Here is a 20654-nt window from a genome sequence, read left to right as displayed (position 1 = left end):
CTCTTTTCTCAGGTCAGGCCGTTGCCGGTGTAGCTGATGCGGTGACAGAGGGCGGGGATCTCGCCGGCGGCGAGGCGTGGCATCAGCTCCGGCAGCTCCTCGAAGGTGCTTTCGCCGGTGATGAGGGCGTCCAGGGCCGGGTCGGCGAGCAGGTCGAGGGCGAGGGCCATCCGTTCGGCGTAACCGCGGCCGGGGCGGGCGCCCGGGGAGACGGTGCCGACCTGGCTGCTGCGCACGGTGAGCCGGCGCGAGTGGAAGGCCTCGCCCAGCGGCAGAGCGACGCGCCGGTCGCCGTACCAGCTCAGTTCGACGACGGTGCCCTCGGCGGCGAGGAGTTCCAGGGAACGGGTGAGGCCCGGTTCGGTGGCGCTGGCGTGGACGACGAGGTCGCAGTCGCCGAGGGCGTCCGCCGGTGCGGCGAAGTCCACGCCGAGAGCCTCGGCGGTTTTCGCGCGGGCCGGGTCGGCATCGACCAGCTGCAGCCGTACGCCCGGGAAGCGGGCGAGCAGGGCGGCCACCGAACAGCCGATCATGCCGCCGCCGACCACCGCGATGCGGTCGCCGATCCGGGGCGCCGCGTCCCAGAGGGCGTTCACGGCGGTCTCCACGGTGCCCGCGAGGACGGCCCGCCCGGCGGGCACGCGCTCGGGCACGACGGTCACGGCGTTCACCGGAACGACGTAACGGCTCTGATGCGGATACAGGCAGAAGACCGTACGCCCGACCAGTGCCTGCGGGCCCTCCTCCACGACGCCGACGTTCAGGTAGCCGTACTTCACCGGCCCGGGGAAGTCGCCCTCCTGGAACGGCGCCCGCATCACCGCGTGTTGGGACTCCGGCACGCCGCCGCGGAAGACCAGGGTCTCCGTGCCGCGGCTGACTCCGGAGTAGAGCGCGCGGACCAGAACCTCGCCCTCGGCGGGCTCCGCGAGGGTGACGTCGCGGAGCTCACCGTGCCCCGGCGAGCGGAGCCAGAACGAGCGGGCCGACCGGTTCATCGGCATCCTCCTGAACGATCGGGAAGTTGTTCACGTACCGAGAAGTGCACTGGCCGCGCACAGTACGCGGCGTTGATCGACTCTGTCACTCGGCCGGAGGAATGTGCGGTGGCCCTGAACAACACGTATGACGCGAGGCTCCAGCAGGAGACCGCTGTGGGAGCGGGCGTGCAGATAATGCTGCTGGCCCTGCTCGGCACGGTGATCGGCCTGGGGCCGGCCGGCTGGCTGACGGGACTGGTCTTCGCATTCGCCACCTGGGCGGTCCTCTCCCGCGCCCTGCACCGCTCCCGGCTCAGCTCGTTCGGACCTGCAAACCGGGTCACCCTCGGCCGGGCCACCCTGGTCGGCGGGGTGACCGCGCTGGTCGCGGACTCCTTCCAGAGCTCGCCGCCGGTCACCCTGCTGGTCGGTCTGACCGCGGTGGCCCTCCTGCTGGACGGCGTGGACGGCAAGGTGGCCCGCCGCACCGGCACCTCCTCCGCGCTCGGCGCCCGCTTCGACATGGAGGTCGACGCGTTTCTGATCCTGGTGCTGAGCGTGTACGTGTCCATGCAGCTCGGCCCGTGGGTGCTGCTGATCGGAGGCATGCGCTACGCCTTCGTCGCCGCGGCCCGGGTCGCCCCCTGGCTGAATGCGCCGCTGCCGCCGTCCTTCGCCCGCAAGACGGTCGCCGCGCTGCAGGGCATCTGCCTGCTGCTGGCGGGCGCGGACCTGCTGCCGTACGCCGCCAACCTGGCGGTGGCAGCCCTCTCCCTCGGCTCGCTGGTGTGGTCGTTCGGCCGGGACGTGCTGTGGCTGTGGCGGTACTCCCGTCCGGCCGCCGTCGCGTCCGGCGCTGCCGCCGCCGCCGAGGAGGCGCCGGTGGAGCCGCGGCTGCTGGAGCTGGCGGCTCGCTGAGCATCCGGCACAGCGGGAAGGGCCCGGACCGACTGCCGGTCCGGGCCCTTCCCTGTGCTGCCCTGTTCGTTGCGCGGCTACGACCGTGCGGAACGGCTCCGTACGAGCGCGAAGGCCGCCGCCGCCAGGCCCAGTACGCCGACCACGAGCCCGGCGACGCCCAGCCCGCGAGCCGTGGAGTCGCTCGCGTCCGCCGCCTCGGCGGTACCGGCCGCGCCGCTCGCCGCCGCCGGGGCCGGCGTCTGAGCGCCGGCGGTGAGCTTGAGCACCGGCGCGGGATTCTCCGGCTCGTCCCCGCCCTGCTCGGCCTCCTCGATCCAGCGCACGGTCTTGCCGTCGGAGTAGGTCTGCAGGGCCTTGAAGGCCAGCTGGTCGGTGTCGTCGGGCAGCTGCCCGAACGCCACGTCGAAGTCCTCGTACTGGCCGGAGTCGATCTTCCCGCCGGTCCAGGTGATCTCGGAGACGGCGTCGGTGATGGTGCCGTCGTCGGTCTTGATGGGCTTCTTGAGCTTGGTGCTGGTGACCTTGGCGGTCCAGCCGTCCCGCGGGTGGACCAGCACGCCGAGGAGGGGGTGGTCGGTGGGCAGGAAGACCTGCACCTTGGTCGTGGAGGCGGTGTCCTCCTCGTTGGGCACGCGGAAGGTCAGCAGACCGTCCGTGGCGCCCTTGGCGTAGCTCTCCGGGTGGACGGTGACGTGGGCCGAGGCGGCGCCGGCCGCGGCGAGGAGTGCGGCGGCGGTCAGGGCGGTGAGGGTTCCGGCGCGGCGCAGGGCGGTGCGTGTGCGTGTCGTGGACATGGGTGAGTGGATCTCCGTACGAGTGACGTGTGTGGATGGTCAGACCGAGTACGGGATCGGGGCCGGGGGTCCACGACGGCTCACCGCGTGCCGCAGCAGGGGGCGGCACGGCGGCTCCTGACCGGACGGGGCGCGCAGGATGCGCCCGGCGGGGGCGGGCAGCGGGGCGTCCCGCCACCAGGCGACGAGGCCCGGTACCAGCGCGACGGCACGACGCAGCAGCGACCACAGCGCGGCCTCGCCCCGCCTGAGCCACCAGGAGGCGATCAAGGCGGCGAGGAGGTGGGCTGCGGCGGCGTGGGCTGCGGTGGCGTGGACGGCGGTGGCGTGCACGGCCGCCGCATGGGCCGTCGCGTGGGCGTGCATCATGGCCATGCTGTGGCCCGGCATGCCTGCCATGGCGTGCCCCGGCAGGGAGGCCATGCCCATGGTGTGGGCACGGCCCGGGCCGGTGCTCCGGTGGGCCGAGTCGAAGGCGAAGTGCAGGCCGGCCTGGGTGAGGAACATGGCCGCACCGATGCCGGTCAGCGACCGCTCCCGTCCGGCGAGCGTCCAGCCGATCGCGAACACGGCCAGGAAGGCGGCCACGTCGGCCCACAGGGGCGGCATGTCGCCCATGGCCAGACCGTGCCCGGCGGCAGCGAGCAGCACACACACCGCGGCGAACACCACGGCGCGCAGGCTCCTCACGGACGGCGACGCGTTCATGGTGAGGGATCCTGCCACGACCGGGGGATACGTACGGCGCGGATGTGGTGTTCAGTCATGGCCCGGGTCGCGGCAGGACCGGGACGGCGAGGACCGGTACAGCCGGGTGGTGAGCGTCGCGCAGGGCCGGCGGCCGGTGGTCGCCGAGGGTCTTCGAGAGTGGTCCCGCTGAAGTCGGGGACGACGACCGGTGGTGTGCGCCAGTCCCCCGGCCGGCACCCGAGGACAGCCCGGCGGCGACCACTCGACCGCCACCAGGGCGGTGAGGACGGGGTGCCGGCGCACCCATGTGGTGAACCGGGTTCCTGAGCCGGCCGGTACCGGTGAGGAGGACGGTGCCCCGGGGCCCGGCCGAAGCGGCGGGGAGAGCGGTGTTCCGGGACCGGATAGCGCGGGTGGGTCGGAGGGAACGAGCGCGCCCTGAGCTTGGAGGAGTTCGCCCTTGGGATCGAGTCCGGAGCCGTGCAGCTCGTGCGGTCTGCCGTCGACCAGGACCTTGACGGAGCCGGGCATGCCGTGCGGGCCCCGGAGATCCGCAGGTGCCACCCCGCGCGGGAGACGCTGGGCACGGAGAGGTTGCCCGGCAGAATGAGACGTCCGCCGTGAGCGCGGTGTATCCCCAGCCGTCGTGGTACAGCGACCGGACGACCTCGCCGGGCTCCAACTACGCCAGCAGCGCCCTTTTGTGGCCGTCGGGCAGGGAGAGGCTCACCCGCGGCGACCGTGGCGGTGCGCGGGTCCAGGGCCAGCGGATCGGACACGGGACGACCGGCCCGCTGGAGAAGTTCACCGGAGCCGTCCAGCTGTGAACCCCAGAGGCTGATGCGCCGCCCGTCCACGGACACGTCCACACACCGCCGGGCCCCGTGGGCGGGGCGCAGGATCGCCAAGGGCCTGGGAACCCGGACGGGAGCGTCCCCGCCGAGGAGGACGAGGGCCTCCTCGGTGGGCACCGCATGCCCGAACCACTGTCGGTAGAGCGCCAGAACCGTCTCGTCGGCATGGAGGACGCCGAGCAGAGCCTCTGCCGTGCGGAGAGGGAGCGCCCCGGGCTCGCGGATCGTCACCACGGCGGTGCGCACGCCGTTCCGCAGGAGGCGCCGCGGGTCGGTCGGGGACATGCGGGGAAGTCAACGGCCACCCGCCCCGCATCGAACATCAGTCCCTGGACTCGGTCGAACCTGTGACCTGACCTGATGCCGTCCGAACGGCCGTGTCCCGGGCGATGGCGGCGTCACCCGGTGGAGGTGGACCGGTGGGCGCAGGCTCCCGCACCCACGCCCACCGGTCGTCCGGGCCGGACTCAGTCGGCCCGGCGAACCAGACCGGACTCGGTCGGCCCCGCGTCGGTTCGGGCTCAGGCGGCCCGGCAGGCCCGGCCGCGGTGGACGCGGACGATGTCCGCGTACCGGTGTCCGCTGCCCTTGATCGTGCGCACCTGGGTGCGGTAGTCGACGTGGACGAGGCCGAAGCGCTTGGCGTAGCCGTACGCCCACTCGAAGTTGTCCAGCAGCGACCAGGCGAAGTAGCCGGCCAGCGGAGCGCCCTTGCGGGCCGCCGAGGCGCAGGCGGCGAGGTGCCGCTCCAGGTAGTCCTGGCGCTCCGGGTCGTGGACGGTGCCGTAGGGATGGACCACGTCCGGGAAGGCCGAGCCGTTCTCGGTGACGTAGATCTTCCCGGCGCCGTACTCCTCGGTGAGGCGCAGCAGCAGCGTCTCGATGCCGCTCGCGTCGATCTCCCAGTCCATGCCGGTGCGCGGGACGTCCGGGCGGCGCACGGAACGCACGCGGGGGGCCGGGCCGTCGGGGTCGTCGGCGACGTACGCCGGGAAGTAGTAGTTCAGGCCGAGCCAGTCCAGCGGGGCCGCGATGGTCTCCGAGTCCCCTGCCTGTTCGGGGAGTTCGACGCCGTACGTCTCGACCATGTCGGCGGGGAAGCCGCGGCCGTGGACCGGGTCGAGCCACCAGCGGTTGACATGGCCGTCGTGGCGGCGGGCGGCCGCCAGGTCCTCGGGGCGGTCGGTGACGGCGTGCACGGTGGAGAGGTTGTTGACGATGCCCACCCGGGCGTCGGGGGCGGCGGCCCGGATGGCCTGCGTGGCGAGGCCGTGGCCGAGGAGCAGGTGGTAGGAGGCGCGTACGGCGGCCGTGAGGTCGGTCCAGCCGGGGGCCATCTTGCCTTCCAGATGGCCGATCCAGGCCGAGCAGGAGGGCTCGTTGAGGGTGGCCCAGAGCTTGACGCGGTCGCCGAGGCGTTCGGCGACGGTCGAGGCGTACTCGGCGAACGCGAAGGCGGTCTCCCGCTCCGGCCAGCCGCCGCGGTCCTGGAGGGCCTGCGGCAGGTCCCAGTGGTAGAGGGTGACGGACGGGGCGATGCCCGCCTCCAGCAGGGCGTCCACCAACTCGTCGTAGAAGGCCAGGCCCTTGGGGTTCACGGGGCCGTCGCCGCCGGGCAGCACACGCGGCCAGGCGACGGACAGCCGGTAGGCGTTGACGCCGAGCTGCCGCATCAGGCCGATGTCCTCGCGCCAGCGGTGGTAGTGGTCGCAGGCGACGTCGCCGTTGTCGTCGTTCGCGATCTTCCCCGGGGTGTGCGAGAAGGTGTCCCAGATCGACGGTGAACGGCCGTCCTCGGCGACGGCCCCTTCGATCTGGTACGCCGCTGTGGCCGTGCCCCACAGGAAGTCGTCCGGGAGTGCGGCGAGGTCGATGCGTTCGGACACGGAAGTCCCTTCGAGGTGTGCGGAGTCGGTCACTTGACGGCGCCCGCCGTCAAGCCGGCGACGAGATAGCGCTGGAGCAGCAGGAAGCCCGCGACCACGGGCACGCTCACGACGAGCGAGGCGGCCATGATCTGGTTCCAGTAGACGTCGTTGAGGGTGGAGTAGCCCTGGAGGCCGACGGCGAGGGTGCGGGTGGTGTCGTTGGTCATGACGGACGCGAAGAGCACCTCGCCCCACGCGGTCATGAAGGCGTACACGGCGACCGCGACGATGCCGGGGACGGCGGCCGGTACGACGATCCTGAGCAGCGCGCCGAGCGGCCCGCAGCCGTCCACCAGCGCCGCCTCGTCCAGGTCGCGCGGCACGGAGTCGAAGTATCCGATCAGCATCCAGATGGAGAAGGGGAGGGAGAAGGTCAGGTACGTCAGGATCAGGCCGCCGCGGGATCCGAACAGGGCGATGCCGGTGGCGTTGCCGATGTTGACGTAGAGGAGGAAGAGCGGGAGGAGGAAGAGGATGCCCGGGAACATCTGCGTCGACAGGACGGTGACCGTGAAGACCCGCTTGCCGCGGAATTCGTAGCGGCTGACGGCGTAGGCGGCGAACACCGCGATGACCACCGAGCAGACGGTCGCCGCGCCCGCCACGATCAGCGAGTTCACGAAGTACTTCGCGAGCGGGACCGTCGACCAGATGTCGATGTACGGCCGGAGGGTCAGCCCGCTCGGCAGCCAGCGGAACTTGCCCGTGACGTCCGCGAGGGGCTTCAGCGAGCTGGAGACCATCACGTACACCGGCACCAGGACGAAGCCGGTGAGCAGGGTGAGGAAGATCCGCCGGGACCACAGGAAGGAACGGGGCGGCGCCATCGGGGAGTTGTGGGGGCTAGACATCGGCGGCCCTCCGTCCGCGTGAGGTGGCCAGGAGGTAGACGCCGGTCACGACCAGCAGGAAGAGCAGCAGCAGGACGGACATGGCGGAGCCGGTGCCGAAGTTCCAGGTGACGAACGAGGCCTGGTAGATGTGCACCGAGATGAGGTCGGCGGCCTCGGGTGCGGCCTTGCCGAACAGCACGTACGGCGTGTTGAAGTCGTTGAAGGTCCACAGGAAGAGCACCAGGACCAGGACCTGGTTGACCGGACGCAGCGAGGGCAGGGTGATGCGGCGGATCTGCTGCAGCATTCCCGCGCCGTCCAGCGCGGCCGCCTCGTACAGCTCCTTGGGGATGTTCTGCAGCCCGGCCATCACGATGAGGAAGGCGAACGGCCAGCCCTTCCACACCGACACGGTCAGCAGGGCGTAGAAGCTGTTGTCGCCGATGAGCCAGAACGAGGGCTTGTCGGTGAGGTGGAGCTGGTCGTGCAGGACGTGGTTCACCAGGCCGTTGTCGTGCTGGAACATGAACACCCAGGTGATGACGGCCGCGTAGACGGGCAGCGCGTACGGCACCAGGAACAGGGCGCGCAGCAGACCACGGCCGCGGAAGGTGTCCTGCATGAAGATCGCGGCCGCGGTCCCGATCAGCCAGCACAGGCCGACCGACAGCAGGGTGAAGCCGACGGTGACGAGGAACGAGTGCAGCAGCGCCTCCCCCACGGGCGCGTCGAAGTCCACCGACACCTTGTAGTTGCCGAGGCCGGACCAGGGGGCGCTCCCCCAGTCGCGGATGTAGAACTGGGTGAGTTCCTTGAAGCTCATCACGATGCCGATGACCATCGGCACCAGGTGGACGAGGAGTTCGAGCAGCAGGGCGGGCAGGAGCAGCAGGTACGGCAGTCCGATGCGGCGTATCCGCCCGGTGCGGCGCGGACCGCGCGCCGCACCGGGGGAGACTGCACGCACCGGCTCTTTCACAGCGGTGGTGGTCGTGGTCATGGTGCTCACGCCGCCGGCATCTGCTGCTGGGCCTTCTCCAGCTTCGCCTTGACGGAGTCGGTGGTCACCGCGCGTCCGGCGGCGGCATCGGCGAACAGTTCCTTGACGGCCGTACCGACCGCCGTCTCGAACTGCGACTCGGACGCGACCTGCGGCAGCGCGGCCGCGCTGGTGGCGAGCGTGGTCTTCAGCACCGCGTTGGCCGGGGCGTTGAACGCCGTGTCCTGCTGGGCGGTCCTGACCGGCGGGATGGAGGTGTAGGCCTTGTTGAGGATCTTCTGCTCGTCGTCACCGGTCATGAACTTCACGAACTTCGTCGCACCGTCGAGGTTGTGGCTGTTCTTGAAGACCGCGATGTTGATGCCGGCGACCATCGAGTTGGTCTGTGCGCCGGTGCCGGGGGTGCCGGACCGCACGGGCACGGGGGCGATGCCGTAGGCGTCGTCGCTCATGCCCTGCGACTTGAGGTTGGCGGCCGCCGACTGCCACAGCAGCATGGCCTGCTTGCCCTTGGCGAAGTCGCTCACGGACTGGTTCTGCGCGTACTCGGCGTCGCCGGTCGGGATGGCCTTGTCCTTGGCCATCAGGTCGACGTACTGCTTGACCGCGTCGACCACCTTGGGGTCGGTGAAGTCCGGCTTGCCGTCGGCGGTGAAGAAGTCGGCGCCGTGCTGCTTGGCGAAGACGAAGACGTGGTGGATGTTCTCCGCCAGGTTGGAGCCCTCGGCGCCGAGGACGGACTTGCCCTTCGCCTTGATCTTCTTTCCGTCGGCGATCAGCTCGTCCCAGGTGGCCGGGGGTTTGGAGATGCCGGCGTCGGCGAAGATCTGCTTGTTGTAGTAGAGCGCGTAGGCCATCGAGTACAGGGGTACGGCGGCCGGGTCCTTGCCCTGGGCGCCGGTCGAGCCGAGCGCGGAGTCGACGAACCGGTCCTTGCCGCCGATCCTGTCGAGGTTCTTGGCGTCCCACGGCAGCAGCGCGCCGGTCGCCTGCAGTGAGGCGCTCCAGGTGTTGCCGATGTTCAGCACGTCCGGGCCCTGACCGGAGGTGGTCGCGGTGAGGATCCGGTTGAGCAGGTCGGACCAGGGCACGACCTCCAGTTTCACCTTGATGCCGGTCTGCTTCTCGAACTTGTCGAGTTCGGGCTGCAGGACCTTCTTGTCGACCGCGATGCTGGCGCCCTGGTTGGAGGCCCAGTAGGTCAGCGTCTTCGGCGAGTCGTTGGACCCGCCCCCGCTCGACGAACCGCCTCCGCAGGCCGTGGCCGCGAGGGCGAGAGACATGGTGACGGCGCCTACGGCCGCGGCTCGGATGCTGCGCATGGCTCCTGGTGTCCCTTTCCGGGAGTCGAGAACCCGAGGGGCCTGCTCGCGGGAGCCGACACCCCGTTCGGCTCCCGAAAGCCCCTCATGGCTTAATTTAGGATGTGAGTTAAACCTCAAGAGAAACGCTCGTCAAGGGATCCGGCAGCGGCATCCGGTCCGGCGGGCCGGAAATGTGCGCGAACCAGGGAGGTCGGGTGGCAGGGCTGGGCGGCCGTACGGTGCGTGACCTGCGGCGGGAGAGCCGGAGCGCCGTTCTGCAACGGTTGTATTTCGACGGCCCGATGAGCCGGCACGCTCTCGGTCCGGCAACCGGGCTGAGTTCGGGCTCCGTCAGCAATGTCGTGGCCGAGCTGCTCGCCGACGGTCTGGTGGAGGAGGCGGGCAGCGTCGGCTCCGACGCCGGCCGGCCGCCCCGGCTGCTGCGGATACGTTCGGACAGCGGACGGCTGATCGGCGTCGACGTCGGCGAGACCCGGGTCCGGGTCGAGCTGCTGGACCTCGCCCTCACCGAACTCGCCCGCACGGAACGGCCGTTGGGGCCACGTGGGTACGAGGTCGACGCGGTCGTCGGCCATGTCCACGAGGGCATCGCCGAGGTACTCCGCACGGCCCGTCTCGCCGCCGACGACCTCCTCGGCGTCGGTATCGGCGTCCCCGGCATCATCGAGCACGCCGACGAGGAGGGTGCGGTCGTGCACGGCCAGACGATCGGCTGGGACGCGGTCCCACTGGAGCGGCTGCTCCGGCGGACCGGCCGACTCCCGGCCCGTATCCCCTACTTCGTCGACAACGGCGCCAAGGCCCTGGGACAGGCCGAGATGTGGTTCGGCGCCGGGCGCGGAGCCCGCAATGCCGTGGTGATCCTGTTCGGCTCCGGCGTCGGCGCCTGTGTGGTCACGGAGGAGGCGGCCCAGGGACGGGCGGTGGAGTGGGGGCACCTGACGGTACGGGTCGGAGGGCGCCGGTGCCGGTGCGGCGCCCGGGGCTGCCTGGAGGCGTACGCGGGCGCGGAGGCGCTGGTGGCGCGCTGGCGGGAGGCGGGCGGGCGGCCGTCGGCCGGAGCCGGCGGGGAGACCGCCCTGACCGAACTGCTCGCCGCGGCCCACCCCGTGAGCGGCCGGGCACCCGACCCGGTGGCGGCGGCCGTCCTCGCCGAGACCGCCGAGTATCTGGGCGCCGGCCTCTCCGACCTGATCAACCTCTTCCAGCCCGAGCGGATCCTGATCGGCGGCTGGGCGGGCCTCCAGCTCGGCGGCGGCTTCCTGGACGAGGTCCGCGAACACGCACTCGCCCAGGCCCTCCGCTTCCCCGCGGGCCGGGTCGGCATCGACCTGGGCCGCCTCGGACCGGACGCCGTCACCGTGGGCGCGGCGGTCCTCCCCCTGGCCGCGTTCTTCGCACGGGGCGGACAACGGCCGCGTCCCGCGGCGGGTTCGGTGCCGTCACCGGCTTGGCGGGCCGCGTTGGACGGACGGTTGGCCTGAAGGATTGGTCCGATCGGCGGTGTCGATGGGCTCGGGAGGTGGGGTCCGGCCGCTCGGTGACCGGCCGGAGGGGAACTGCCTTGCCGGGCGCGGCCCGTGGCCTCGGAGGGTGGGATCCGAAGCGGTGACCGGCTTGCGTGGTGCGACCTGTCCAGGCGGGCCGCACCACGCGTACCCCGCCCCCGGCGTTCGGATGCGCGGGCCGCACCACCCGTGCTGCTCGGTGTGGGTGGTGCGGCCGCCTGCGGGTGCGGTCACCGGACCGCCGAGTCCGTCACCGCGCCGAGGCCGCCGCTAGCGGGCCGGTGCCGGCTGTGGGGCCGGTGCATAGCCGGCGGGGCGGGTGGTGAAGGTGCCCCGCCCTTGGGTGCGGCTGCGCAACCGGGTCGCGTAGCCGAACAGTTCGGCCAGCGGCACGGTGGCGGTCAGTACCGCCGCGCCGCCCCTGCTCTCGGAGCCGGTGACCCGGCCGCGCCGGGCCGCCAGATCCCCGAGCACCCCGCCGACCGCGTCCTCGGGCACGGTGACCGTGACCTCGGCGACCGGTTCCAGCAGGGCCATCGCGCAGGCGCGCAGCGCCTCGCGCAGGCCCAGCCGGCCTGCCGTGCGGAAGGCCATGTCGGAGGAGTCCTTCACATGGGTCGAGCCATCGGTCAGCGTGACCCGCAGCCCGGTCACCGGGTGGCCCTGGAGGGGGCCCTCCGCCAAGGCGTCCCGGCAGCCCGCCTCCACCGCGCGCACGTACTCCTGCGGGACCCGCCCGCCGACCACGACGGACCGGAACTCGAAGCCCGTGACGCCGGCTTCGGCCCCGAGCGGCTCCACATCCAGGACGACATGGGCGAACTGCCCTGCCCCGCCGTCCTGTTTGACGTGCCGGTGCACCAGCCCGCTCACCCCGCGCACGACGGTCTCCCGGTGCGCGACCCTCGGGCGGCCCACGGTGACCTCCGGTCCGCCGTCACGGCGGATCTTCTCCACCGCGACCTCCAGGTGCAGTTCACCCATGCCGGACAGCACCGTCTGCCCGGTCTCGCCGTCGGTGCGCACCACCAACGAGGGGTCCTCCTCCGCCAGCCGCGCCAGCGCCGTCGCCAGCCGGCCGGTGTCGGTGCTGCGGCGCGCCTCGACGGCGACGGACACCACGGGCTCGGCGACCACCGGCGGCTCCAGGAGCAGCGGGGCGCCGGGATCGCAGAGGGTCGAGCCGGCCCGCGCCGACTTCAGTCCCGCGAGCGCGACGATGTCACCGGCGACGGCCCGGTCCAGCTGGGCGTGCCGGTCCGCCGTGACCCGCAGGATCCGTGCCACCCGCTCGGTGCGTCCGGTGCCGGGGTCCCCCACGGTGTCTCCCTTCTCGATCGTGCCCGAGTAGACGCGCACATAGGTCAGGCGCCCGGTACTGCCCGCGTTCACCTTGAAAGCGAGCGACGCGAACGGCGCCTCGGGGTCGGCGGCCCGCCACTGTTCGGTGCCGTCGTGGACACCGCGTACGGCGGGTACGTCGAGCGGTGACGGCAGGTAGGCCACCACCGCGTCCAGCAGCGGTTCGACACCGCGGTTGCGGTAGGCGGAGCCGCACAGGACGACCACGCCGTCGCCGGTGCGGGTGAGGTCGCGCAGGGCGGATGCGAGGGTGGCGGCGGAGAGCGTCTCCTGGTCGCAGAACTCCTCCAGGGCGGCCGGGTGGAGTTCGGCCACCGTCTCCTCGAGCGACCGGCGCCGCCGCGACGCCTCCTCCCCCAACTCCTGGGGCACCGGCCCTTCCACCGCCGTACCGTCGCCGTCGGCCCAGACCAGGGAGCGCATGCGCACCAGGTCCACGACACCGGTGAAGCCGCCTTCCGCACCGATCGGCAGCTGAACGACGAGCGGCACCGGATGCAACCGCTCCCGGATGGATGCGACGGCCCGGTCGAGGTCGGCGCCCGCACGGTCCAGCTTGTTGACGAACGCGATTCTCGGCACGCCGTGCCGGTCGGCCTGCCGCCACACCGACTCGCTCTGCGGCTCGACGCCGGCGACGGCGTCGAAGACGGCGATCGCCCCGTCGAGGACGCGCAACGAGCGCTCCACCTCGTCGGCGAAGTCGACGTGGCCGGGCGTGTCGATGAGGTTGATGCGGTGGCCGTCCCAGGCGCAGCTCACGGCGGCGGCGAAGATGGTGATGCCGCGGTCGCGTTCCTGGGGGTCGAAGTCGGTGACGGTGGTGCCGTCGTGGACCTCGCCGCGCTTGTGGGTGGTCCCCGTCGCGTACAGGATCCGCTCGGTGACGGTGGTCTTGCCGGCGTCGACGTGGGCGAGGATGCCGAGGTTGCGGACGGTGGTGAGGGTGCGGAGGTAGGTGCGCACGGCCCATGGCCTTTCTGAGGTTCAGGAAAAGGGGCAGCGCGATTTCCCGGACGAGGGCGTGGAGTTGCCCGGCCCCACCGCCCGCCGACGGGCGGGGGATGTGAGCTGTGAACTGTGGGCGAACCGGGTCAGAGCGTCGTCACGGGCATCCGGTGCCGGCCGCGCAGCGGGCACCGGACGGACGAGGACACCAGGATCACCTCGGACCGGGACGGGGGAACGACGACGGCGGTACGGTCACGCACGGCCGGGCTCCCCTCGGTGGTCACGAATCTTCGGCAGCGACGCGCGCCGCCGGGTTGTCGGTACGGCGCGTGACGCATGGGTGAGTCTAGGGAAGAGGATCAGGCGGCGAGTACTGGTTTTCTCTCTGCCTCCCGCCCTCGGACGGGCGCCGCGCGGCGATCGCCTCCAGTGCCCGGGCGAGCCTGCGCAGCCAGTCCTCGGCCGTTCCCGGCACCCAGGGGTGCCGCTCCTGGAACGCGGCCCAGTCCACGTCCCACCGGATCACCGCGTCCGGGCGGAAGGCGTCCGCCTCCAGACGCGCCGTCCGGCTCAGGACCGTCCGCAGCAGGTGCGGCGGAAGCGCTGCCCCTTCCGCCTCGGCCAGGAGGACGGCGTCGTACAGGTCCTTGCCCTGCGCCCGGCCGTCGTCCCGGCTGTCGGTATGCAGCCACAGGAGTTTCCATGCCAGTGACAGGTCCCGGCCGGCCGTCCGTACCGCCGTGGGTCCTCCGCCGTCGCCCCGCGGTATCAGGGTCCACACCGGGGGCTCGGGAAGTCGTTCGTCGCGGGCGAAGTCCAGCCGTACCTCGCCGGAGGCCGGACCTTCCGCGTGCCACGGGATGAGCAGTCGTACTCCTGGGGTGTCGTATTCCGCGTAGGTCCACGTGCCGTCCACGCGCGCCTGCTCCGCGTCGAGCAGCACACCGGGGGCGGCCTGCGGCCACTGCGCCACCCGTTCGAGCAGGTCGAGGTACGGGGGGCCGGTCTCCATGGCCTCCTCCTCAGGCAGCCAGTGCAGGCCCTCCGGTGGGAGAGCGGGCCGCTGCCCGGCGGTGTCGAACTCCTCGTACGTCCAGATCTCGTACCGTGCCGCGCCGTCGGCGGCCTCGGGCCATTGCTGGACCGTGTCGAGCCGGTCGACGTACGGATACGGATCCAGCGGATCGACACCCCCGGCGTCCTCCAGGACCACCCAGTCGAGATCGGCGGGTTCGCGTGCCGCGCTGCCCACCCAGGCCGGCATGACCATGCTTCCGCGCAGGACCAGAGTTCCGCTCCACGGAGCGTCCGCGACGAGGCGCAGCACATGATCCAGAGCGGCACGTCGGCCCGCCGGCTCCTGGTGCGTCCCGCGCACCGCCTCGCCGGGCCCACCGTCACCTCGCTCCGCGTTCACGGGTCCGACCGTAGCGTCGGCCACCGACAACGGGGCGGACGGACGGCGCACGACGGGGCGGACGGACGGCGTACCAAACGAAGAACCCCATGGCCGCAGCCATGGGGTTCTTACTGGTGTCCGAGGGGGGACTTGAACCCCCACGCCCGATAAAGGGCACTAGCACCTCAAGCTAGCGCGTCTGCCATTCCGCCACCCGGACCAGGTGTCTGTCGCCTTGCCAGGACTGTTCCCCGCGGCGACATGGACAACAATACCAAGGTTTCGGAGCGCGTTTCACCTGCGTATTCCGTGTGCTGGGCGGCGGCCGGGGCACGCCGGAGCGGCCCCGGCCGGGGGGCACATGGAGTGAATGGTCGTGCACGGAGCGCGGAGGTGGGGTGGTGGTCAGGGCATGAGCCGGCGGAGGTGGGGTGGTGGTCAGGGCATGAGCTGGTAGTCGGGGAAGTTTCCGGGCAGCCGCTCGTCGGCCGGGCCCCGGGTGACGGCACGGACCAGCAGCTCGCCGCCGACGAAGGCGCCGCGCCAGGAGGCGCCGAAGCCGCCGAACAGCTCGTCGCGGTCGCCGCGGGAGCGGGGCTTGCCGTGGCCGACCTTGAAGGCGCGGATCTGCGGAGCCAGCCTCTCGAACGTGGCCTTGTCGTCCGTTGCGAGGGTGGCGACGAGGGCACCGTTGGACGCGTTCATCGCGGCCAGCAGCTCCGCCTCCGTGTCGACCAGGACGATCGTGTCGACCGGGCCGAACGGCTCCGCGTGGTGCAGAGGAGAGGAGCGGGGCGGGTTGAGCAGCGTGACCGGCTGGACGTAGGCCGATGTGTCCTGGCCGGGCAGGAAGCGGGCGTCGGCCGGATCGCCGCGGTGCAGGGGGACGGCGCCGCGGTCGATGGCCTCCGCCACCTGGTCGCGCAGCTCCTTCGCCTTGGCCGCGTTGATCACCGGACCGAAGTCCAGCTCGGGGTAGGGATCGTCCCTCCGCTCCACCGCCAGGGGGTGGCCGACCCGGACCTTGCGGACCGCCGGCAGGTAGGCGGAGAGGAACGCGTCGAAGAGACTGCGCTGGACGACGAAGCGCGGGTAGGCCGTGCAGCGCTGTTTGCCGTAGTCGAAGAGTTTCGGGACCACCGCGGTGAGCGCGTCCCAGTCCGAGTAGTTCCAGATGCCCCAGGTGTTGAGGCCCTCCTGTTCCAGTATGTGCCGCTTGCCGAGGTCGGCGACGGCCGTGGCGACCGCCGCGCCGGTGTCCCGGCCGCCGACGAAGGAGACACAGCCGATCTCGGGTGCCCGCACCAGCGCCTGGGACAGTTCGCCGCCGCTGCCGCTGACGAGGGTGACGGGTAGCCCCTCGCGGGCGGCGAGCGCGCAGGCCAGGGTCAGGCAGGCGACACCGCCGTCGGTCGGGGTCTTGGCGATCACCGCGTTGCCCGCGAGTGCCTGGACCAGCAGTGCGTGGACGAGGACGCTCATCGGGTAGTTCCAGCTCGCGATGTTGGACACCGGGCCGTCCAGCGGCGCCCGGCCGGCGATCATCGGCTCGATGCCGTCCACGTACCAGCGGACCCCGTCGACGGCCCGGTCGACGTCCGCCTGGGCGAGCCGCCATGGCTTGCCGATCTCCCAGACGAGCAGCAGCGCGAGGAGTTCGCGGTGTTCCGCGAGGGCGTCGAGGGTGGCCGCGACGCGCGCCCGCCGTTCGGCCGGCGGAATGTGCCGCCAGGCACGGTGCTGGTCGAGCGCGGCCTTCACCGCTTGTCGCGCGGCGGCCCGGTCCAGCCGGGGCGGACCCGCGACCGGGCTGCCGTCGACCGGACTGATGGCGGGCAGCGCCCGGCCGTCCGCGTGCCAGGCGCCGTTCCAGAGGTTGAGGACGCGGTCGTCCCGGAAGGCTTCGGGGGCGGCGGCGAGGCTGCGCCGCCAGGCCTCGGCCCAGGACGTTCCGGCCTTGAGGGTGAGAGTGAGGGTGGGTGCCATTCGAATGCTCCGCTCTCGGTGCACGGTCGAGAGAAAGGGCCCGCGGGTCCTGCGTGGCGGTGCCTGGCCGTCCGGCGCACGGCTCGCACCCCGTGCGCCGGACGTCGGGCGTCGTACGCAGGAGCCCGCGACCGAAGAAGTTACCGACAGGTCATGAAAGCCGACAGTCACCGCGCGCCGACTATGAGTGAAGTCACTGTGTCCCGGCGGGCCGTGCGAGCACGAGCTCCGCCGTCTCGGTCGGGGTGCGACCCACCCGGACGCCGGCCGCCTCCAGGGCCTCCTTCTTCGCCTGTGCCGTGCCGGCCGAGCCGGAGACGATCGCGCCCGCGTGTCCCATGGTCCGGCCCTCGGGCGCGGTGAACCCGGCGATGTAGCCGACGACAGGCTTGGTGACGTGCTCGCGGATGTAGGCGGCCGCGCGCTCCTCCGCGTCGCCGCCGATCTCTCCGATGAGGACGATGAGTTCGGTGTCCGGGTCGTCCTGGAAGGCGGCGAGGCAGTCGATGTGGCTGGTGCCGACGACGGGGTCGCCGCCGATGCCGACGCAGGTGGAGAAGCCGGTCTCGCGCAGCTCGTACATGAGCTGGTAGGTGAGAGTGCCCGACTTGGAGACGAGGCCGACGGGGCCCGGTTTGGTGATGTCGGCGGGGATGATGCCGGCGTTGGACTGGCCGGGGGTGATCAGGCCGGGGCAGTTGGGGCCGATGATGCGGGTGCCGTGTTGTGCCGCGTGGGCGGTGAAGGCGACGGTGTCGTGGACCGGGATGCCCTCGGTGATGACGACGGCCAGCGGGATACGGGCGTCGACGGCCTCGGTGACGGCCGCCCTGGCGAAGGCGGGCGGGACGAAGACGACGGTGACATCGGCTCCGGTCGAGCGCATACCGTCGGCGACCGACCCGAAGACGGGCACCGCCTGCCCGTCGAAATCGACGGTCCGCCCGGCCTTGCGCGGGTTCACGCCGCCGACGACGTCGGTGCCGGCCGCCAGCATGCGCCGGGTGTGCTTCATGCCCTCTCCGCCGGTCATGCCCTGGACGAGGACCTTGCTCTCCTTGGTGAGATGGATGGCCATGTTCCCTCTCCTCAGGCGGTGCGGGCGAGTTCGGCGGCGCGGCGGGCGGCGCCGTCCATGGTGGGGACCTGTTCGACGAGGGGATGCGCGCGCTCGTCGAGGATCGCGCGGCCGCGGGCGGCGTTGTTGCCGTCGAGGCGGACGACCAGCGGCCTGGCCGGCCGAATGCTGTCGAGGGCGGCCACGATCCCCTCGGCGACGGCGTCGCAGGCGGTGATCCCGCCGAAGACGTTGACGAGGACGGACTTCACGGCCGGGTCGGAGAGGATCACGGAGAGTCCGTCGGACATGGTCCGGGCGGAGGCGCCGCCGCCGATGTCGAGGAAGTCGGCGGGCCGCGCGCCGCTGCCGGCGACCGCGTCCAGCGTCGACATGACCAGGCCCGCGCCGTTGCCGATGATGCCGACCTCGCCGTCGAGCTTGACGTAGGTGAGGCCGCGGGCGGCGGCCGCGGCCTCCAGCGGATCGTGGTGCTCCTGCGGTCCGGCCCCCCAACGGGCCTGCCGGAACAGGGCGTTGTCGTCCAGGGTGACCTTGCCGTCGAGGGCGACGATGCGGCCCCGGTCGGTGCGCACCAGCGGGTTGACCTCGACGAGCAGGGCGTCCTCACGCACCAGCACCTGCCACAGGCGTACGAGGACGTCGGTGGTCTGCGGCGGCAGCCCGGCCGCGTCGGCGATCTCGCCCGCCTTGGCGGAGGTGACGCCCTCGGCCGGGTCGACGGGGATCCGCGCGACCGCCTGCGGCCGGCTCGCGGCGACCTCCTCGATCTCCGTGCCGCCCTCGGCCGAGGCGATCGCGAGGAAGCGGCCCGCCGCCCGGTCGAGGACGTAGGAGACGTAGAACTCGCTCTCGATCCCGACGGGTTGAGCCAGCATCACCTTGCCGACGGTGTGGCCCTTGATGTCCGCCCCGAGGATCTGCCGGGCGGTCAGCTCGGCCGCCGCCGGGTCGGCGGCGAGCTTCACACCGCCCGCCTTGCCCCGGCCGCCGGTCTTCACCTGCGCCTTGACCACGACGCGGCCGCCCAGCCGGCGCGCGATCTCACGAGCCTCCTTGGGCGAGTCGGTGACCTCCGCCTGCGGCACCGGGATGCCGTGTTCCGCGAAGAGTTCCCTTGCCTGGTGTTCGTACAGGTCCACTTCGGCTCCTGTCTGCGAAGCCATCGAAAGGCCGAACTCCGATGACTGAAAAGTGCCGCACGCCCCCTGGACACCACCCACCGGATGCGGGATAACAAGCTTCATACAGTATTCGTCGACTGTATGCAATCGACAGTCGACCGTATGCAGCGAACCCGTGGATGCGCTGCACCAGCGCGTTCCCACCCCTGAACGAAGGGACAAGGACCTCGCCATGCCCGACGACACCCAGGACGTGATCTCCGGTGGTCATCTCGTTGCCAAGGCACTGAAGGCCGAGGGGGTCGACCGCATCTACACCCTGTGCGGCGGCCACATCATCGACATCTACGACGGCTGCGTCGACGAGGGCATAGAAGTCATCGACGTACGGCACGAACAGGTCGCCGCACACGCCGCCGACGGCTACGCCCGGATCACCGGCAAACCGGGCTGCGCGGTGGTCACCGCGGGCCCCGGCACCACCGACGCGGTCACCGGGGTCGCCAACGCCTTCCGCGCGGAGTCCCCGATGCTGCTGATCGGCGGCCAGGGGGCGCTCACCCAGCACAAGATGGGGTCCCTGCAGGACCTGCCGCACGTCGACATGATGGCTCCGATCACCAAGTTCGCGGCGACGGTGCCGGACACGGCACGGGCGGCGGACATGGTGTCGATGGCGTTCCGTGAGTGCTACCACGGCGCGCCCGGCCCCTCCTTCCTGGAGATCCCCCGCGATGTCCTGGACGCGAAGGTGCCGGCGGACAGGGCTCGGGTGCCGAGGTCCGGCGCCTACCGGGCCTCGACCCGCTCGGCCGGCGACCCGGAGGCCGTCGAGAAGCTCGCCGACCTGCTGGTGCACGCCGAGAAGCCCGCGATCCTGCTGGGCAGCCAGGTGTGGACGACCCGCGGCACCGAGGCCGCCATCGACCTCGTACGCGCCCTGAACATCCCGGCGTACATGAACGGAGCGGGCCGCGGCACGCTCCCGCCGGGCGACCCGCACCACTTCCAGCTCTCCCGCCGGTACGCGTTCTCCCACGCCGACGTCATCGTCATCGTCGGCACCCCGTTCGACTTCCGCATGGGGTACGGCAAACGCCTCTCCCCCGACGCCACGGTCGTGCAGATCGATCTGGACTACCGCACCGTCGGCAAGAACCGGGACATCGACCTCGGCATCGTCGGCGACGCCGGCCTCGTGCTGAAGTCAGTGACGGAGGCCGCCTCGGGGCGGATCAACGGCGGCGCGTCCAGGCGCAAGGAGTGGCTGGACGAACTGCGCGCGGCCGAGCAGACGGCGATCGAGAAGCGGTTGCCGCAGCTGCGCTCGGACGCCTCGCCCATCCATCCGTACCGGCTGGTCGGCGAGATCAACGACTTCCTCACCGAGGACTCGATCTACATAGGAGACGGCGGCGACATCGTCACCTTCTCCGGGCAGGTCGTCCAACCCAAGTCGCCCGGCCACTGGATGGACCCGGGGCCGCTGGGCACCCTCGGCGTCGGTGTCCCCTTCGTGCTCGCCGCCAAGCAGGCACGTCCCGACAAGGAGATCGTCGCGCTCTTCGGCGACGGCGCGTTCTCCCTGACCGGCTGGGACTTCGAGACCCTCGTCCGTTACGGCCTCCCGTTCGTCGGCATCGTCGGCAACAACTCCTCGATGAACCAGATCCGTTACGGCCAGGCCGCCAAGTACGGCAAGGAGCGCGAGCGGGTCGGCAACACCCTCGGCGACGTGGCGTACGACAAGTTCGCCCGGATGCTCGGCGGTTACGGCGAGGAGGTCCGCGACCCCGCCGACATCGGCCCCGCGCTGCGCCGGGCCCGCGAGTCGGGCAAGCCGTCGCTGATCAACGTCTGGGTCGACCCGGACGCGTACGCCCCCGGAACCATGAACCAGACGATGTACAAGTGAGGTGGC

The 20654-nt window shown here is 71.7% G+C and carries 17 protein-coding genes and 1 tRNA gene; 4 read left to right on the top strand and 14 right to left on the bottom strand.

Features of this window, described 5'->3' with window-relative positions; all coding sequences use genetic code 11:
* Positions 1-8: 8 nt before the first annotated feature.
* Positions 9-998 (bottom strand): zinc-binding alcohol dehydrogenase, encoded by a 990-nt coding sequence (locus ACIRU3_RS06125; RefSeq protein WP_404052044.1) that lies wholly within the window; start codon positions 996-998, stop codon positions 9-11.
* Positions 999-1106: 108 nt separating this feature from the next.
* Here ACIRU3_RS06125 and ACIRU3_RS06120 point away from each other — a divergent pair, with 108 nt between their 5' ends.
* Positions 1107-1898 carry a CDP-alcohol phosphatidyltransferase family protein gene (locus tag ACIRU3_RS06120; protein ID WP_404052041.1) on the top strand — a complete coding sequence of 264 codons (792 nt, stop codon included), beginning with the start codon at positions 1107-1109 and terminating at the stop codon, positions 1896-1898.
* A gap of 77 nt (positions 1899-1975) precedes the next feature.
* Here ACIRU3_RS06120 and ACIRU3_RS06115 read toward each other — a convergent pair whose 3' ends face one another.
* From ACIRU3_RS06115 to ACIRU3_RS06105, 3 genes are read right to left on the bottom strand one after another with little or no spacing between them, the layout of a single operon-like run.
* Positions 1976-2695, bottom strand: coding sequence for a YcnI family protein (locus ACIRU3_RS06115; RefSeq protein WP_404052038.1), 720 nt, complete (start codon positions 2693-2695; stop codon positions 1976-1978).
* A gap of 39 nt (positions 2696-2734) precedes the next feature.
* Positions 2735-3403 carry a hypothetical protein gene (locus ACIRU3_RS06110; RefSeq protein WP_404052036.1) on the bottom strand — a complete coding sequence of 223 codons (669 nt, stop codon included), beginning with the start codon at positions 3401-3403 and terminating at the stop codon, positions 2735-2737.
* 51 nt (positions 3404-3454) lie between these two features.
* Positions 3455-3916 carry a hypothetical protein gene (locus ACIRU3_RS06105; RefSeq protein ID WP_404052034.1) on the bottom strand — a complete coding sequence of 154 codons (462 nt, stop codon included), beginning with the start codon at positions 3914-3916 and terminating at the stop codon, positions 3455-3457.
* Between the two features lie 89 nt (positions 3917-4005).
* Here ACIRU3_RS06105 and ACIRU3_RS06100 point away from each other — a divergent pair, with 89 nt between their 5' ends.
* Entirely contained in the window at positions 4006-4212 is a 207-nt protein-coding gene (locus ACIRU3_RS06100) for a hypothetical protein (protein WP_404052032.1), read from the top strand.
* A 548-nt stretch (positions 4213-4760) separates the two neighbouring features.
* Here the strand turns inward: ACIRU3_RS06100 and ACIRU3_RS06095 are convergent.
* Genes ACIRU3_RS06095 through ACIRU3_RS06080 form a run of 4 tightly spaced genes read right to left on the bottom strand, consistent with a single transcriptional unit; the run spans position 4761 to position 9322 of the window.
* Complete coding sequence (locus tag ACIRU3_RS06095; protein WP_404052030.1) at positions 4761-6125, bottom strand: GH1 family beta-glucosidase; 1365 nt, start codon at positions 6123-6125, stop codon at positions 4761-4763.
* Between the two features lie 29 nt (positions 6126-6154).
* On the bottom strand, positions 6155-6994 hold the full coding sequence (locus ACIRU3_RS06090) for a carbohydrate ABC transporter permease (RefSeq protein WP_404053158.1): 840 nt from the start codon (positions 6992-6994) through the stop codon (positions 6155-6157).
* Between the two features lie 16 nt (positions 6995-7010).
* Entirely contained in the window at positions 7011-8000 is a 990-nt protein-coding gene (locus ACIRU3_RS06085) for a carbohydrate ABC transporter permease (RefSeq protein WP_404052027.1), read from the bottom strand.
* Between the two features lie 5 nt (positions 8001-8005).
* Complete coding sequence (locus ACIRU3_RS06080) at positions 8006-9322, bottom strand: ABC transporter substrate-binding protein (protein ID WP_404052024.1); 1317 nt, start codon at positions 9320-9322, stop codon at positions 8006-8008.
* A 197-nt stretch (positions 9323-9519) separates the two neighbouring features.
* Between ACIRU3_RS06080 and ACIRU3_RS06075 the strand changes: the two genes are divergently transcribed.
* Positions 9520-10809 (top strand): ROK family protein, encoded by a 1290-nt coding sequence (locus ACIRU3_RS06075; protein ID WP_404052021.1) that lies wholly within the window; start codon positions 9520-9522, stop codon positions 10807-10809.
* A 294-nt stretch (positions 10810-11103) separates the two neighbouring features.
* Here the strand turns inward: ACIRU3_RS06075 and fusA are convergent, their stop codons facing one another.
* From fusA to sucC, 6 genes are all read right to left on the bottom strand, one after another.
* Positions 11104-13161 (bottom strand): elongation factor G, encoded by a 2058-nt coding sequence (gene fusA / locus ACIRU3_RS06070; RefSeq protein ID WP_404052018.1) that lies wholly within the window; start codon positions 13159-13161, stop codon positions 11104-11106.
* A gap of 331 nt (positions 13162-13492) precedes the next feature.
* Positions 13493-14563 (bottom strand): nucleotidyl transferase AbiEii/AbiGii toxin family protein, encoded by a 1071-nt coding sequence (locus ACIRU3_RS06065; protein ID WP_404052015.1) that lies wholly within the window; start codon positions 14561-14563, stop codon positions 13493-13495.
* Between the two features lie 114 nt (positions 14564-14677).
* Positions 14678-14765 (bottom strand) — tRNA-Leu (locus ACIRU3_RS06060).
* A 218-nt stretch (positions 14766-14983) separates the two neighbouring features.
* The gene (locus ACIRU3_RS06055; protein WP_404052013.1) at positions 14984-16531 is read right to left on the bottom strand and encodes an aldehyde dehydrogenase family protein; all 1548 of its coding nucleotides are present in this window, start codon (positions 16529-16531) and stop codon (positions 14984-14986) included.
* Positions 16532-16724: 193 nt separating this feature from the next.
* Positions 16725-17609, bottom strand: coding sequence for a succinate--CoA ligase subunit alpha (sucD, locus tag ACIRU3_RS06050; protein WP_404052011.1), 885 nt, complete (start codon positions 17607-17609; stop codon positions 16725-16727).
* A gap of 11 nt (positions 17610-17620) precedes the next feature.
* Positions 17621-18751: an ADP-forming succinate--CoA ligase subunit beta gene (gene sucC / locus ACIRU3_RS06045; protein WP_404052008.1), complete on the bottom strand. Its 1131-nt coding sequence runs from the start codon at positions 18749-18751 to the stop codon at positions 17621-17623.
* A gap of 214 nt (positions 18752-18965) precedes the next feature.
* On the opposite strand from sucC, the gene ACIRU3_RS06040 reads away from it, so the two are divergent.
* On the top strand, positions 18966-20648 hold the full coding sequence (locus ACIRU3_RS06040; RefSeq protein ID WP_404052006.1) for a thiamine pyrophosphate-binding protein: 1683 nt from the start codon (positions 18966-18968) through the stop codon (positions 20646-20648).
* Positions 20649-20654: the final 6 nt, after the last annotated feature.

Source organism: Streptomyces sp. NPDC101151, from assembly GCF_044768335.1.
Lineage (GTDB): Bacteria > Actinomycetota > Actinomycetes > Streptomycetales > Streptomycetaceae > Streptomyces.
The sequence above is the reverse complement of the archived record's forward strand: the minus strand, read 5'-3'. Positions and strand labels throughout refer to the sequence as shown.